This window comes from Streptomyces sp. NPDC002888, from assembly GCF_042888465.1.
Taxonomy (GTDB): domain Bacteria; phylum Actinomycetota; class Actinomycetes; order Streptomycetales; family Streptomycetaceae; genus Streptomyces.
Window position 1 is genome coordinate 268,608 of record NZ_JBIAPU010000010.1, and the last position, 14,783, is coordinate 283,390.

At 67.1% G+C, this 14,783-nt stretch carries 16 protein-coding genes, 1 tRNA gene and 4 pseudogenes; 8 read left to right on the forward strand and 13 right to left on the reverse strand.

Going from position 1 to position 14,783, the window contains the following annotated elements; translation table 11 throughout:
* The 5 genes from ACFYWX_RS18955 (at position 1) to ACFYWX_RS18975 (ending at position 3,167) form a co-directional block, all read left to right on the forward strand.
* Positions 1–933, forward strand: coding sequence for a hypothetical protein (locus tag ACFYWX_RS18955; protein WP_389425175.1), 933 nt, complete (start codon positions 1–3; stop codon positions 931–933).
* On the forward strand, positions 930–1,529 hold the full coding sequence (locus tag ACFYWX_RS18960; RefSeq protein ID WP_389425176.1) for a response regulator: 600 nt from the start codon (positions 930–932) through the stop codon (positions 1,527–1,529). Before ACFYWX_RS18955 ends, ACFYWX_RS18960 begins: the two co-directional genes overlap by 4 nt.
* Before the next feature lie 234 nt (positions 1,530–1,763).
* Complete coding sequence (locus ACFYWX_RS18965) at positions 1,764–2,120, forward strand: hypothetical protein (protein WP_389425177.1); 357 nt, start codon at positions 1,764–1,766, stop codon at positions 2,118–2,120.
* A gap of 241 nt (positions 2,121–2,361) precedes the next feature.
* A complete protein-coding gene (locus ACFYWX_RS18970; RefSeq protein ID WP_389425178.1) occupies positions 2,362–2,676 on the forward strand; it encodes a hypothetical protein in 315 nt (104 codons plus the stop codon).
* Between the two features lie 418 nt (positions 2,677–3,094).
* Positions 3,095–3,167, forward strand: a tRNA-Arg gene (locus ACFYWX_RS18975).
* 86 nt (positions 3,168–3,253) lie between these two features.
* Here ACFYWX_RS18975 and ACFYWX_RS18980 read toward each other — a convergent pair.
* From ACFYWX_RS18980 to ACFYWX_RS18995, 4 genes and pseudogenes are all read right to left on the reverse strand, one after another.
* Positions 3,254–3,382 (reverse strand): annotated as a pseudogene (locus ACFYWX_RS18980) (tyrosine-type recombinase/integrase); the annotation flags it as partial.
* A gap of 453 nt (positions 3,383–3,835) precedes the next feature.
* Positions 3,836–4,108 (reverse strand): annotated as a pseudogene (locus ACFYWX_RS18985) (tyrosine-type recombinase/integrase); the annotation flags it as partial.
* 283 nt (positions 4,109–4,391) lie between these two features.
* Positions 4,392–5,069, reverse strand: coding sequence for an NAD(P)-dependent oxidoreductase (locus tag ACFYWX_RS18990; RefSeq protein ID WP_389425179.1), 678 nt, complete (start codon positions 5,067–5,069; stop codon positions 4,392–4,394).
* Between the two features lie 8 nt (positions 5,070–5,077).
* Positions 5,078–5,785, reverse strand: coding sequence for a DMT family transporter (locus tag ACFYWX_RS18995; RefSeq protein WP_389425180.1), 708 nt, complete (start codon positions 5,783–5,785; stop codon positions 5,078–5,080).
* Positions 5,786–5,864: 79 nt separating this feature from the next.
* On the opposite strand from ACFYWX_RS18995, the gene ACFYWX_RS19000 reads away from it, so the two are divergent.
* Positions 5,865–6,764, forward strand: a complete 900-nt coding sequence (locus ACFYWX_RS19000; RefSeq protein WP_389425204.1) for a LysR family transcriptional regulator — start codon at positions 5,865–5,867, stop codon at positions 6,762–6,764.
* A gap of 328 nt (positions 6,765–7,092) precedes the next feature.
* Here ACFYWX_RS19000 and ACFYWX_RS19005 read toward each other — a convergent pair.
* The 4 genes and pseudogenes from ACFYWX_RS19005 to ACFYWX_RS19020 form a co-directional block, all read right to left on the reverse strand.
* Positions 7,093–7,380 (reverse strand): annotated as a pseudogene (locus ACFYWX_RS19005) (tyrosine-type recombinase/integrase); the annotation flags it as partial.
* Positions 7,381–7,448: 68 nt separating this feature from the next.
* Positions 7,449–7,895 (reverse strand): hypothetical protein, encoded by a 447-nt coding sequence (locus tag ACFYWX_RS19010; RefSeq protein ID WP_389425181.1) that lies wholly within the window; start codon positions 7,893–7,895, stop codon positions 7,449–7,451.
* A gap of 145 nt (positions 7,896–8,040) precedes the next feature.
* The gene (locus ACFYWX_RS19015; protein ID WP_389425182.1) at positions 8,041–8,772 is read right to left on the reverse strand and encodes a response regulator transcription factor; all 732 of its coding nucleotides are present in this window, start codon (positions 8,770–8,772) and stop codon (positions 8,041–8,043) included.
* Positions 8,773–8,890: 118 nt separating this feature from the next.
* Positions 8,891–9,118, reverse strand: coding sequence for a hypothetical protein (locus ACFYWX_RS19020; protein WP_389425183.1), 228 nt, complete (start codon positions 9,116–9,118; stop codon positions 8,891–8,893).
* Positions 9,119–10,156: 1,038 nt separating this feature from the next.
* Here ACFYWX_RS19020 and ACFYWX_RS19025 point away from each other — a divergent pair.
* Complete coding sequence (locus ACFYWX_RS19025) at positions 10,157–10,768, forward strand: DUF4232 domain-containing protein (protein WP_389425184.1); 612 nt, start codon at positions 10,157–10,159, stop codon at positions 10,766–10,768.
* 317 nt (positions 10,769–11,085) lie between these two features.
* Here the strand turns inward: ACFYWX_RS19025 and ACFYWX_RS19030 are convergent, their stop codons facing one another.
* Both ACFYWX_RS19030 and ACFYWX_RS19035 read right to left on the reverse strand, forming a co-directional pair.
* Entirely contained in the window at positions 11,086–11,721 is a 636-nt protein-coding gene (locus tag ACFYWX_RS19030; protein WP_389425205.1) for a response regulator, read from the reverse strand.
* Positions 11,722–11,815: 94 nt separating this feature from the next.
* Positions 11,816–12,649, reverse strand: coding sequence for a ribonuclease BN (locus ACFYWX_RS19035; protein WP_389425185.1), 834 nt, complete (start codon positions 12,647–12,649; stop codon positions 11,816–11,818).
* 162 nt (positions 12,650–12,811) lie between these two features.
* On the opposite strand from ACFYWX_RS19035, the gene ACFYWX_RS19040 reads away from it, so the two are divergent.
* Positions 12,812–13,168, forward strand: a complete 357-nt coding sequence (locus ACFYWX_RS19040; protein ID WP_389425186.1) for a PRC-barrel domain-containing protein — start codon at positions 12,812–12,814, stop codon at positions 13,166–13,168.
* Positions 13,169–13,222: 54 nt separating this feature from the next.
* On the opposite strand, the gene amaP is transcribed toward ACFYWX_RS19040, so the two are convergent.
* The 3 genes and pseudogenes from amaP to ACFYWX_RS19055 all read right to left on the reverse strand — a co-directional run.
* Positions 13,223–13,816: an alkaline shock response membrane anchor protein AmaP gene (amaP, locus tag ACFYWX_RS19045; RefSeq protein ID WP_389425187.1), complete on the reverse strand. Its 594-nt coding sequence runs from the start codon at positions 13,814–13,816 to the stop codon at positions 13,223–13,225.
* A 12-nt stretch (positions 13,817–13,828) separates the two neighbouring features.
* Entirely contained in the window at positions 13,829–14,518 is a 690-nt protein-coding gene (locus ACFYWX_RS19050) for a DUF6286 domain-containing protein (RefSeq protein WP_389425188.1), read from the reverse strand.
* Positions 14,515–14,783 (reverse strand): annotated as a pseudogene (locus ACFYWX_RS19055) (Asp23/Gls24 family envelope stress response protein); the annotation flags it as partial. The gene ACFYWX_RS19050 and the pseudogene ACFYWX_RS19055, both read right to left, overlap by 4 nt.

Below are 14,783 nucleotides of genomic sequence, written 5' to 3' on the forward strand. Positions count from 1 at the left end.
GTGAGTATGTCCCACGTTCGCGACATGCGGATGGATCCAGAAAGAGCTTCTTCCGCGGTCAAGTTCTTTGAGGCCTACGCGAATTCATGCCTGACCGAACTTGATTGGATCGGCGATAAGGGCATCTCGCCGCCCATTCAGAATTCCGCGGATGGCAGCAGATGGATAGTTATGAGCGACGCTGCTTCAGCTTTGAAAATAGCCTCCGAATGGGCAATGCTTGTCGATCCGACCCACGCTCTGGCTATCCTCGATCGATGTGGAACATTGCTCCACGATCTTAACTATCCCTTCGGTAATTTCTTGAAGGTTGTCGCCGGGCCGTGGTTCGAGGATCCGCCCATCTCAGGCTTCGGCCAATGGATTGAAGACGTAGTACGCCTCAATGGGCCGGAGGGCAGTCGACATAGAGATACGGAAAACGGAAGTGATATCCCGGCAACACTCCTACATCCACAGCAGCAGGCATATCTGGTGATGGCGGCGGCCTCTTCGCCTCTCGTGTATTCACAATTCCGTACACCTCTTCGGCAGATAATAGCGGAATCCCCTCACAGAGTCGGCGTAACACCTGTGGGTGCCCTGGGGACCCCAATTCGGAGATTTTGGGCCATCGCCGAGGCTCTGACCCGCGAGGGAAGTAAAGGTGCCGCAGTAGTGGCCGAACACCTGGCAGAGATGAGCCAGAAATACGCCGAGTCGGCTGAATTGGCAATGGCGAATGAATACTGCTGGCGCAACGCAGCATCTCCTATTGACATAGTAGACGTGGACCTGACGGGGATCGTTGTGAGCGCCGCGCGAATCCTTGGAATTGGGGCTCTTGGTAATTCGCTGGAGTTGCAGCTTCCTAACATTCACCCCCTGGGGCGAGTGCAGCTTGAGGTCGCCCTGGAGGTCACACGTAGCGGTCCTTCTGGAGGAGCACAATGACCGGACTTCAGACGCTCATCTTGGTGGCCGCCCTTCTTGTGCTCGTATGTTCCCTACTCCTTTTCAGAGGAGGGAAGGCGAAAATATCGATGGCGCAGCTCTTCGATCTAGAGATTGAAGTAGGGGAGGCAAACAAAAATGGAGCGAAGAAGGCCGCCGTTCAGGCCGCCGAGCAACGAGGCGATCAGGAGGTGCAGCCAGTTATTGAAGAGATAGGACAGACGAAAAAGGCTCGCCTGGCGCGGGTGCTATGGGTCGACGACAATCCAGACAACAACGTCTACGAAACACTGGCATTGGAGCAGCTTGGACTCCTGGTCACGAAGGCTACTTCAACCGATTCTGGCATGTTTTATTTCAACGATTTGGACTTCTCGTTGGTTGTTACTGACGCGCAGAGGGGGCCTGATGCAGACGCAGCCATGAATCTTCTGAAAGAGTTGCGGGAGGTCAAACCCGAAATCCCGGTAATCGTCTATACGATGGGGGCCGCTGATAAACGAGAGCAGTTGGTCAACGCAGGAGCGCGGGCAGTGGTAGAGACACCCAGCGAATTGATCAAAGCGGTACTCAACGAACGGGCAAGTGCAGCGTGATCCGGAGGCGTGCCCATCCGGGGCCAGTCAGTAGGTTCGAGGCGAAGAGGCCGTGCCAGAACCATGCCAGATCGCACGGGGAACCACGGGGAACACCGGGCAATAGGCTGGCGAGCAACAGGACGCCCGTACCGCTCCGGCGCAGGTCAGTGAAGCTCCCTCCCCTTGAGGACCCACGCTTCCCAAGCCGATGGCCCACGCCGGCCTGTCAGTGCCGCATGAGAGCCTCCGGCCATGAGCTACGACTTGGCTGTGTGGGAGGGCGAGCGCCCTGCGGACGACAAGGCGGCCGCACGAGTGTTCACGGACCTCTATGAGCGCTACGTCGACACAGAGGTGGAGCATCCGCCGGCCGAGCGCATAGCGGCTTACGTTGCCGCTCTCCTGGAACAGTGGTGTGACCTGACCGAGGACGAGGAGGACACCTCCCCTTGGTCGACGGGGCCGTTGATCGGCGAGGCATGCGGCCCGCTCGTCTACTTTCCTATGCGCTGGAGCATGGCTGAGGAGGCCTCCACCTACTCGGCGGCCCTCGCGGAGTCGATGGGGCTGGTCTGCTTCGACCCTCAGCAGAACCGGCTCAGGCCCTGAAGCTGGGGGCGCGCTTCCCGTCTCAGTTTCCGTCTCATTCAGCGCCGTTCACGGCCGTTCAGACGGGACTGAAGCCGGTAGCCGCTTTCACAGCTGGCCGTCCATGAACGCAGGTGAACGCCCCCGCACGCAGCCCAAGACCCCACCAACACAGTTGGAAAGCGTGTTGGTGCCTCGCGCCCGCGACATCGGGCCCGTGCCGGCTGTCGACAGCTTCCACCGTCCTGACCATGATTGGCGAATGCCCGAGTTCAGTTGGCCGGACCGCTCACAGGTTCCGGCCGCGGATGCCGTAGAACAAAACTGGCCAGCAACCGTCTCCGCACTGCCCCTTGGATCTCACGTCAGCGGTCGCGTCATCGGCCGACAGCCGTTTGGCGTCTTCCTCCTGATCGAAGGCGTGCCGAATGCAGTCGGTCTTGCCGAGATCACCGCCATGCCTCACCACATGGAGCTGCCCGCCATGGGCGCTGCTGTCGCCGGTGAGGTGATCTGGCACGCGGATCACAACCGTCAGGTGAAGATCCGCCTCGATGAATGGAACGTGCCCAGTTGATCGCCTCCTGCGGACGCCGCAGCTCTGCACCACTACCGCACCAGATCCAGCGGGGAACCACGGGGAATCACGGTGAAGACAGCCGAGCTCAGAAGGAGGGCGGGCCGTACGTTCGACCAGGTCAGCGCCCAAACCGGCCGTGAATGATCGCAGCTTCCCAAGCTGAGGGCTCCGGCCGTCGTCACGGCCGGCCATGGCCGCTTGCTCTGGTCGACGACAAACCCCGATAGCGTGGCTGAGGCCGGTGGGGGTACAGCGAGGCACACGCGTGCGTGGTCGTTCGCCGCGCTCGCCGTCGTGGCTGACTGTCGTCGGCTCAGGTTCGTGCCACTGTCGTGCCAGATGCAAGGGTCAGCCACGGTCAACGAAGGTGTCTCGCGGTCGAGTTCTCGGCAGCCTCACCAGGTATCGAAGCTCCAGTTCAGGGGCACGATCACCCCTCCGCTCTCCTAAAGCGGGTGTCGCAGGTTCGAATCCTGCCGGGGGCACCAGGCAAAAGGCCCCGGACCGATCATGGTCCGGGGCCTTTGACATCTACGTCTGACATCAACGAGGGCGATCACTCAACACCGGCCGCCACGTCCATGGTGATGCTGATCTGGCTGTGCCCGAGGATCTCCATCACGACGCGGGGCGCGACTCCGGCAGCCGTGAGGAGCGTGGCCGTGCCGTGGCGAGCGTCATGCAGCCGGATGACCCGAAGGCCCCGTCGCCGCCCGCCTCCACAGCGGCGGCCATCAACGCCTGGTAGTCCACCGACAAGGCCGCACCCCAGCTGTTCGCCCAGGTCAACGCCCGAACCGGCCACAAATGCCCGCAGCTACCCAAGCTGAGAGTGCGAGTTCGATTCTCGTCACCCGCTCCATGATTAAGGCCCAGGTCATAGACCCGGGCCTTTTTGCTGTCTGCTGTGATCACTCGCCGCGTGCCAGAGACCGCTGACATCCCCGGCTGACATCATCGACGCCGGACGGGGGCGTACACCAGCACCCAGTCCGGCCGTCACACCAGTGGACGGCAGCCGCCGCAGCGGGCGTGAATCGAACTCCTAAGCGGGTGCCGCAGGTTCGAATCCTGCCGGGGGGGGCACCAGGGCAAAGTCCCGGACCGGCTTGGTCCGGGACCTTTGACGTCTACGCCGGTGGTTAATGACGCCGAGGCGCCTCCTGGGCAACCGATCCATGTGGCTCTTGGTGTCGCGCTGAGTGTCCTGCACGACGTGCGTGTACACATCCATCGTGATCCCGATCTGCGAGTGCCCGAGGGCCTCCATCACGGCGCGGAACGCGACTCCGGCCGCCGTGAGGAGAGTGGCGGTGTCGTGCCGGGCCTCGTGCAGCCGGATCGCACGGAGGCCGGCGGACTGGGCGACGCGGGTGGACGAGCGGTAGAGGTTGCGCGGCTCGACCGGCCGCCCGGGGTGGGTGGCGAAGCGGACCGATCGCCGGGTTTCGTTATCCCGACGGATCGGCGCCATCCGGCGCGGACCCGCGGCTGAGTCCTCCGCATCATCCGGCCCGGGCTCGGTGGCGGTGTGCTCGGCGGCGCGGGGGCCGCCGCCTGCGCGTTGCGCGCGGTACAAGGCCGGCTGCAACCTCGGGGATCGCCAGATCCGCTCCGGGCAGCAGGCTCGTGTACCTGTCGACCGTTCCTGGTTGGGCAAGTGGCGACCTTCCAGAAAGTCCGCTCGACGGCCTGCTGTTGGGCGATCCAGTTCACGCTGACGATCGTTCGCCGCGGTGGACGACCGTGATGAGGGGGTCGGGGCCAGGGGCCTCGAGTTCGTCGACCACGGCGACGGCCAGGTCCTCGGCGCTGATCCAGGATTGGCCGTCGGCGCTGATGAGCAAGGTGTCGCTGCCGCGCCGATAGCGGCCGGTCCGTTCGCCGGGTTCGAGCCGGGCCGGTGGACTCAGATAGACGCAATCGGCATCGGCATGGGACTGGCAGGTTCGCAGCTGAGCGATTCCGGCGGCGGCGACGGCCTTGATTTCGGCGGGCACGTACGCCGGGTTGTCGGCGACCAGCAGATCGCGGTCACCGGGGCTGCGCAATGCGCCGGCGCCGCCGACCACGAGGACGCGGATCCCGAGTTGTGCGGCGATGTCCAGCACCGTACGGGTAGCGCCGACCACGAACTCCTCGTCGACCGGCGTGGTCCGCACGGTCAGTACGACGGCGTCCGCAGCGCCGTGGGAGGCGGAGCCTGCCAGCGCCTCGCGTATGGCGTGTGAGTCGTTCGCGTCGGCCGCGATCGGCGTCACATTCGGGTTCCTCGGGTTCTCACTCGCGGGTTTCCGGGACAGAGCGATCACTTGGTGTCCGCGTGCACTGGCCTCGTTGATCACCCGGCTGCCGACCATCCCGGTGGCGCCCAGTACAGCGATCGTCATGCCTGTCTTCATCGGACCCGTCCTTCTCGTATGTGATCGTCGTGCATCTGGTCTTCTCGGATCTGGGCTTCTGCCAGCCTGCGGCACGCCACGCGGCCCGACAGGTTCGGGGCATTGAGCTGCGCCGCGAGCAACGCGGCCAGGGTGAGGACGAAGCCAGAGGTCTGCAGCAGGCTCAGTGACTCGCCCAGCGCGATACCGATGACGGCCGCGACCAGCGGGGACAGCAGCACCAGCGGTGCGGACGCGCCGACCGGCAGCTTTCCGATACCGCGGAACCACAGCGTGGACGCGATCAGCCCACCCACGCTGCCGAGCCACAGGTATCCGCCGACGGCTCCGATGTCGATGCGCGGCGGCGCCCCTTCGATCGCGAGGGCGAGCGGGAGCAAGAGCAGGCCGCCCGCCGTCAGTTGCCAACCGGTCAGGGGCAGTGGACCGACACCCATGGGAAGGCCCCACCGCTTGGTGAGGACGATCCCGGCGGCCATGGCGGCCGTACCACCGAGGCCGGCGACGACCCCGACGGCGTCCAGCCGGACCTGCGGCCCCAGTACGACGAGTCCGACACCGACCGCGCCGAGCACGCCCCAGGTCAATCGCCAGGCCGTAGGCCGGTCGTGGAGCAGCGCGACGGCCAACCCAGCGACGGTGGCCACCTGCTGCGCGTACGGGATTCGCGGCAAGCCCGGTGGCCGCTCGGTCGAGGTATGCATGTGATGAATTCTCAGAACCAGCCAATCATGAGTCCAACACATGCTTGTCATCGCAGTCATGAACCAGAACGATGACCGTGTGGATCTCCAGCAGATGCGCTACGTCGTCGCCGTGGCCGAAACCCGTAACTTCACCCGGGCCGCCGAGCGCTGTTTCGTTGTGCAGTCGTCGCTCAGTCACCGGATCGCCGGCCTGGAACGGGAACTCGGAGTCAAGCTGTTCGCCCGGTCCAGCCGCCGCGTCGAGCTGACCCCTGCGGGAGCGGCGTTTGTCGCCGGCGCACGCGAGTGCCTGGCCGCCGCCGACCGCGCGGCTGCCGACGCCGCCGCCGCTACCGGCGTGGTACGCGGCCGACTCGCCGTCGGCGTGATCGTGACGACGGCTGCCGTCGACGTACCGGAGCTGCTGCAGCGGTATCGCGCCCAGCACCCGGCCGTCCACGTCGCCCTCCGTTCCGGACGCAGCGATGAACTGGCGGCGGCGGTCCGGAACGGCGACCTGGACATCGCCTTCCTCGGCATGCCGGAGAGCGAACGGCCCTCCGGTGTGGAGTACGTTGTTCTCGCTCACGACGAGCACGTGCTGGTCGTGCCGGCCGGGCACCGACTGGCGGGCGTTTCCCAGGTCACGCTGCGGGAGATCGCCGAAGAGACGTTTGTGGACTTCGTGAGCGGGACGCCCGCCCGGGCCCAGTCCGATCAGGCGTTCGCCGCCGCGGGCCTGGTCCGCGACGTCGCGTACGAAGCCGGCGTCGTGGAGCTGATCACCCAGCTGATCGCCCGCGGGCTCGGCATCGCGCTGCTGCCGTCCGCGTTTATCCGACCGCGGGCCACTGACGACCCCGAACTGGCGCTGGTCCCGGTGGTCGACGGACCGCATCGCATCGAATACCTGGCGTGGAGCCGCTTCAACCCCAGCCCTGCCACCCGAGCGATGCTCGACATCCTCGGGGTCGGGCCGCCGTCAACTGTGACCTGACGCGCAACGGTTTCATCACGGGTGACATCAACTTCTCGCATCTGCCGTACAGAGTGGGCCGGTTGCCGCAGCTCGGGCAGACCTCGCCAGAACGGATTCAGCACACATGAGGTTGGAAAACCCTGCGAACACGCGAGAACTACGTAGGGGTGTTTTGCCAGGCCAGACACCCTACGATCCACGTTTGTGCAGGTCATAGCCTCGTCCAGGGAAAACTCCTAAAGCGGGTGTCGCAGGTTCGAATTTTGCCGGGGGCACCAGGCAAAAGGCCCCGGACCGATCATGGTCCGGGGCCTTTGACATCTACTTCTGACATCAACGCGGGCGGTCACCCGCGATCGGGGCGCCTCTTTCGCAGCAGCCGGTCCATGTGGCTCATGGCCTCGCGCTGTGTGTCCTGGACGACGTGGGTGTAGACGTCCATCGTGATGCTGATCTGGGAGTGGCCAAGGACCTCCATCACGACTCGGGGCGCGACTCCGGCCGCCGTGAGTAGGGTCGCGGTCCCGTGGCGGGCGTCGTGCAGCCGGATCACGCGGAGGCCGGCGGACTCGGCGACGCGGGTGAAGGAGCGGTAGAGGTTGCGCGGCTCGACCGGGCGGCCGGTGCGGGTGGGCGCCCGACAAGCCGAAACGGCCCACCCGTTGAACTGGCGAGCCGTCACGAAATGCCGAGGCTAGCCCCTCAGTGGTTGTCGAACGGGGAGACGATGATCTCAGAGTTGACCGACAGCAGCGTGTTTCCTTCGCTGTCGAAGCTGACCAGGCGGGCATACGCCCTGCCGTTCACGTGCAGCTCGGCGAGATATCGTGCGGTACCAACCGTGCCGGTGGCGCAGGGGATGTTGTTCACGGAATGCACCGCCGTGCCATCGGGGTCAACGACGTCGACCCGGAATTTGGCGCAGTTGCTGGGGAATGCCTGGATGTGGCCCAGGCCGAGGAATTCTTGTGGTCCAAGGCCGACCCGGTCCACACAGACGTCGCCCCTGAATCCACTCTGATCGAATGACGTGCATTTCCTGAACGGTGGCACCCAGGCGGCCTGGGCCGGGCCGCCGACTGCGGTGATCATGCCAACGGTAGCGGTCGCCACGACGACCGCTGCGGAAATGGCGTTGCGGATTCTCATTGATGCCCCCTCGCACGACAAGTGAACCTTCAAAAGTGCCGTCCACCAGTAGAAAACCAGCTTTTCCCGACGGATCGGCGATTCGCTACGGTAGCCGACCGGCTCCGGGACGTCAGCGGCCGCAGTTGAACAACTCCTCCGGCAATCACCGAAAATCCGTCCCGGCGCTCAGCTCGACAACCGTTACCCCAGCCCGCGCACGGTCTCGATGCTGTTGCGCCCGAACGGGGTGTCCACCTTCTTGCAGGTAGCTGATGTAGAGCTCGACGATGTTCGAGCGCCCCCGCCAGTCCGCCTCCCAGACGTCCTCCAGGATCCGGCGTTTGCTCAGCACGCTGTCGCGGTGGCGGATCAGGCAGTGCAGCAGGGTGAACTCGCGCGGGGTCAGGCGCAGCGCGATGCCGTCACGCTCGACCGTCTGCCGGAACGGATCGAGCACCAGCCCTCCGGCGGTGAGCACACCCCGGGGCTGGCGGTCCGTGCGCCGGACCAGGGTCTGCAGCCGGGCCATCCGCTCGACGAAGCCGATCGGCATCATCAGGTAGTCCTCGGCCCCGACGTCGAACACGTCGTTACGACGCTGGTCCCCGGGCATCGCCGAGAGCATGAGCACCGGCGTCCACACTCCGGCGACCCACAGTGCCTCACAGATCTCGTACCCGCTCGGGCCGGGACCGGTGAGGTCGAGCACCACCACGTCGTACGGGTGCTTGCGGGCCCGGGACAGGCCGGTGACAGAGTCCTGGACGACGTCCGTCGCGAAACCCTCGGTCTGCAGCCCCTGATGCAGTGCCGGGGTGAGCCGGCGGTGGTCGCACATCATCAGCACCCGCAGCGGCTCCTGGTCCGGTCGGGGCACCACCCGCAGCTCAGGCATGAGCGTGCTCGTGACCGGGCCGGGACGCCGAGGTGCTCGCCCCGGCCCTGGCGTACAGGTCCAGGCTGGCCGACACGACCTAGCCTCGCGCTTTCACGTGGGCTGGCGTCCGAGGTGATCAAAAAAGAGAGAAGTGCTCCTGACCTGCAACGATAGGGCTCGTCGAAGGTCCTGTCGGTTGCGAGGAAAGAAGCACTTCCCAGGTGAAGAAGCTCTCGGCCACGGTGATCACGCTCAGGAAGCGGTTGGGGCGGGCCGTGGACCGGAACCAGGCCAGGACGCGCGGGTCGGGCTTCGCCCGGGTCGTGAGCTCGGCGACGACTTTGGTGTCGAACAGGTAGATCACTCGGCGTCCGTCTGCGCATCGTAGGAGCGAGCGCCGAACTCCAGACCCTCGAAGGGCCGGGAGAGCAGGAATTCCTCGAAGCCGTCGTTGCTCAGCGTCACCCAGCGGTGCAGCATCTCGGGCAGAGCCTCGATCTCCGTGTCGGCGAGCTCCGCGCCAAAGTGCCGACGCTCTCCCGGTTCTTCTGCGGGCTGCCGTCGCTGTGCGTGGCCGGCGCTGAGGGTTTCGATGTGGTGGGTGCGGAGGCCGACGACCCACCGTCACCGGAGGGGGGTCCGGCAGCGGATTGCGGGCCGCCGCCCCCGCTGTGCGTGGCCGGCGCTGAGGGCTCCGGTGTGGTGCGGGCGGAGGCCGACGACTCACCGCCACCGGAGGGGGGCCCGGCAGCGGATGTGGTGAGGCCGGCGAGCGCAATGGCGAGCGAGGCCGCCAGTGCTATCGATCGCACGGGCCGTCGTCGAGGGCGCCCGGCATGGGGCCGCCGGTCGGCCGGTGAGGCCGGCCCCCGGTGTGGGTTGGCCGGTGAGGTCGGCCCCCGGTGTGGGTCGGCCGGTGAGGTCGGATCGGGTGCCTCGTCCGCCGGGCTGCTGTGGCTCGCGGATGCGGCCGATGCCGCGGTGCTCGTGGCGGCGGAGGGCGTCGGTGCCCGCCGGGCATCGGATGGGCGTGGTCGTTGCCGTGCCGCGCCAGGCATCCCAGACAGGCATCCCAGGCTTCCTTGTCTCTGCAGGTTGTCGGGGTTGGGATCGTCCCACCGTTGCAGGTTGGGGGGCAGCCGTTGTCCCAGGCCCACGAGGCATCCGACGCTATGGCTGTCGCACCGGCTGAAGCGGCCGACCGCCCGGCAGCGCCACGACACCCCGACTCACCCGTCCACTGGGACACCCGTCTCTTTGGGCACCCGGGTGCAGGGCGCGGACGCTCAAGGGGGCGCCCGACCGCCTTCGCCCCCGCCACCGCGGTCCGAGGAGGAGGCGGGTGGTGTGGCGGCGACAGCCCAGCACGCGACCTCATACCGATCAGAAAAGGAACACGCATATGAACGTGAAGTCCCTTACGGCCCACCGTGTGGCCGTGGCCGCGGGTCTCGTCCTGGCTCTTGGGTGTGGTGTGGCGGCACAGGCCTCCGCCACCGGGCCGCGGACGATCAGCGGGAAGGCCCATGACGCGGTGACGCACCGCTCGGGCGGCGGTGGCGACAAGGCAACCGTCGCCGCCTGCTCCCAGAAGGTCCTCGGGGTGTCCGCCGTGACGGAGCCCGCAGACAGCAAGGACGCCAGGCACCTCCTCCTCACCGTCCAGAACGCCGGCGACAAGAAGTGCAACCTCTACCGCTACCCTCTCGTGCGGCTCGGCAACGGTCGGACCACGGCCCCCGTGATCAAGGAGAGCGACCCGAACCCGGGGGTGCCCGTCACCCTCGCCCCGGGTGAGGAGGCATATGCCGCTCTGCTCGTCAACGGCCCCATGGACGAGTACGAGGCGAAGAGCATCACCCTCAGCCTCCAGGGCCGTAAGCCCGGCAGCAGCGCGGGCAAGCCGATCGATGTCCCCATGCCCGTCGACACGTTGTACGCCAACGACTTTCAGCGTGTCACCTACTGGACGACTGCTCCCGGTTACGCCCTGGATTTCATCATGTCGAAGTGACGGACCTCGATCGGAACCACTTCCCAGCGGCTGACCAGAACGCTCACATGGCCTATTGAACACCGGCTGAAGTCGGCCGATGGCGCGGCAGCACCCAAAACACCCCCACCCACCATGCACCCGCCCCCCGGGACACCCATGTCCTCGAGCGCCCAGGACGCGAGGTGAGGCGGGTGGGGGTACAGCGAGGCACACGCGTGCGTGATCGGTCGGCGCGCCCGCCGTCGTGGCCGGCTGTCGTCGGCTGAGATTCGTGCCATACGAGGACCTGGTCGACCGTCCTTGGTCGCTGATGAGGGCAGCCCGTCCTGTGAACCTCACACTCCACGCCGGCGGTCGCCCACGAGCCCGGTCTCGTAGGCGACGATCACGAGCTGGGCACGGTCGCGCGCACGCAGCTTGGTGAGCAAGCGTCCGATATGGGTCTTGACCATGGCCAGGCTCAGATGGAGGTGCTCTGCGATCTCCGTGTTGGACAACCCCCGCGCGATCAGGCCGAGCACCTCCAACTCCCGGTCGGTGACTCCGTCCAGCGAGCGGCTGGGTGGGTGCGCGGGCTCCGGACGGCGGGCGAACTCCGCGATCAGGCGGCGGGTCACCGAGGGAGCGAGCAGCGCCTCGCCCGCGGCTACGACGCCGACGGCGGTGAGGACCTCGGACGGCGGGGTGTCCTTGAGCAGAAAGCCCGCGGCGCCGGCGCGCAGGGCGGCGTAGACGTACTCGTCCTCGAAGGTGGTGAGGATGAGGACGCGGACGCCGGACAGGGCCGGGTCCGAGCAGATCTGCCGGGTCGCCTCAATGCCGTCAAGGTCCGGCATGCGTACGTCCATCAGCACGACGTCCGGCCGTTCGCGGCGGGCTGGTTCGACGGCCTCCGCTCCGTTCGCGGCCTCGCCGACGGCCGTCATGCCGGGCGTGTGGTCGACGAGGACCCGGAAGCTGCCGCGCACCATCGCCTGGAGGCCCGCGGATCCGGAGGGGAACCGGACCGTGGCAGCGATGACGAACTCGTGGCCCAGGCGGAATGGCAAGTTGCAGGGCTGCATCTCACCTGCGCCGTTTCAGTGTGTGTGCCGCGCGTGGGAGTTCTTCGTACAGCAGCCGGCCGACCAGCGCCCCGCCGAAGACGACGACACCCACGCCGACCAGCCAGGACTGGATGACGAGGACGGTTCCGACGGGTCCGTAGGTGACGGCGTTGGATGCGATCAACGGCGAGAAGACGAGCCTGGAGAAGACCCTCAGGCCGAGCAGTCCGATCACCGTGGCCACGGCGCCGGGCAACAGGGCACGCCAGCGGATCCTCCCGCCGAGCAGCAGGCGCTGGGACCACCACAGCAACAGGACGGCACTCAGCGAGGCCACGGCCCCACCTGCCAGAGGTTCGCGCCGCAGTGTGGTGGTGGCGGAGAAGTAGAGGTATCCGGTGAGGACGCCGAGCCACACCACATGCCGCCATCTGGCCCACCAGCGGGCCGGGGGCAGGTCCCAGACCTTTTCATAGCCGGTCTGCACCGCCGCCCCGAAGGTCAGGCCGAACACGGCAAGGGCGGCGATACCGAAGGCGGTCGTGGTCCGCAGGGCCTGGCGGGGCTGGGTGAACAACTGCTCGACCCGCCGCCTGGAGGCAGTCGACACGCCGAGCCCTTCCCCCAGCCACTGCGCGAACCCCCGCCCGTGCTCAGGTTCGGCGGAGGAGACGATGATCAGCAGCGGCATCAGCGTGAGAAACCCCAGCGCGGCAAAGCCCAGCGAACGCGACCACAGCTCCATATCCCCTCCCCGCCGCCATCCGCGCCCGACTGACGAACGGCTGATCACACGGTGCAGTCGCCCGAACCAAGATGAACGGTCCGCGGCACCGGAAGGCTTCATCGGCATGCCTGTCGACTACCACGGTCGATACCGTCACCGCGCGAGGGCGCGACACAGAAGTTCCCCGATAACCTGGAAGAACAAGGGGCCACCGGGGTTCAGCATGCTGCGACTGCCCGCAGGGGGCGGCTCGCACCGGCCCGGATCAACGGCTCAGGAGGCAAAGCCATGATCCATTCAGCCGATATCCGCGAGTGGCGCAGCCGCAGCGTCGTCGACCCGAAAGGCCACAAGATCGGCGTGCTCGAAGCCGTCTACGTGGACACCACCACCGACGAACCAGCCGTGGCCACGGTCCGCACCGGACTCCCCACCCGCCACCAGCTGGCCTTCGTACCCCTCGACGAGGCGACCCTCGGGCCGGACTACGTCAAGGTCTCCTACGCCAAGGCACTGGTGAAGAAGGCGCCCTCGGTCGGCATGGACGACATCCTGCCCGCCGAGTCAGAGGAAGCGATCTTCCAGCACTACGACATGCCCTACCAGACGGGCGCAGGCGGCGAGCGGCAACTCGCGCGCCGCTGATCGCCCGCGCTCAGCCACCCGAGGGAGGCGGACGCGTCATGGCGCCCAAGGATCCTAGGCGACGCGTCGGGCGCGGTGGCGGGCTTCCCCGAGTCGGACCTTCGACGGGAGGCGGTCCAGGCCCGCCGAGTCCCGTGCGTGTACGAGCGTTTCCCGGCTCAGTTGCCCCAGAGTCCGCGCTGGATCCGCGTGAGGCTCCAGCAGCAGCCGCACGCGTGCGGTCGGAGCCGTACGTCGGCCCGTCAGCCGGACATGAGCCCGCGAGACCCCGTCCAGGGCCTGCGCCTCTTCCTCGATGACGTCCTCCAGCGTGCGGCCGTTGAGTCGGGCTGCCGCGCCGTCTTCGCTGTCGACGAGGACCCGGTCCAAGCGGTGTCTGCGCTGTGCAAGGAGCCACCACAGCAGCAGGACCAGCAGCACGGCGAGCACCGCGATGACGGTCGGCCACCACCAGTCCTCTTCCCGCCACCGGGTGCGTCCCTCGGTGCCCAGCACCACATCGTCCGGCCCACGGAAGGGCCACCAGCCCGGCATGCCGAAATCCCAGTGGCGCTGCAGATCCAGCCCGCCCAGCAGCACGCCGCCGCCCAAGGCGAACAGTCCAAGGCCGAGAAGCCCCAGCAGCACCCGGTTCACTGTCCTGAGCATCAGAGAATCACCTCAGCCCTTCTTCGGGCGCCGGACGTTCACGGTCAGCGTGGGTGGCCGGGCGAGGCCCATGGACGTCACGGCTTCGCCCAGCGCGGCGTCCAGATCCGCGCGGACCTCCTCGAGATCGCGGAAATGTGCCCCTGCCCGGGCTTTGACCTTCCGGCGACCGACAGCGACCCGTGCCGACTGGACACCGGGCACCTGCATCGCCCGGTCGCGCAGAACCAGCGCGGCCGCGCGGCGGTCGAGCCCGGCGCGGACCTCCCCTGCCCCGGGGACACCGGTGGGCTGCCGCATAGGCAGCAGCCTGCGCAGACCCGGCGTCACCGCCAGCAGGAAAAGCCACAGGCCGAGGGCCATCGCCACCGCGGCCCCGACGATCACCCAGACGTCATCCAGTGGCCGTGTGGCCAGTTCCTCGGCGAGCCGCCGACGCCAGCGCATCGCAGACCGGTCTGCCCGCACCGAGACCACGTCGTACAGAAGCAATCCGATGGCCGCGACGGACAGCAGGGCAACCAAGGCCGCGGGAATCCGCCGCACGGACCAGAAACGGCGTGCCGACCGGCTCGATTCATCGACCGCTGCCGTCGCGCCCGCGCCCGCCCCCGGGGTGCCATCGGCGGACGGAGCCGACTGTCCGGAATCGGAGGGAACGTCGCTGTCACCGGTCGGCTGCCGCCAGGTGTTCGCGCTCATCTCACCCTCTCCTGGCCCGTGTGCCGCGCATGCACCGAGTGCAGCCTCTCCACCGACACCGCGAGGTCGGGCACCTCCATGCCGGCCCATGTCCTGAGCCGTTCGGTGACCTCCCGGCGCACCGCGGCGCACTGCGCCCCGATGTCGGACGGATAACCGAGCTCGACGACGATGCGCATCCGTGCCTCGCCGAGCACCGCCTGCCGTCCGGCAGCAGACTCGCCGTCTTGTCCAGCGGGAGACTCGCCGTCTCGTCGTGCGGTAT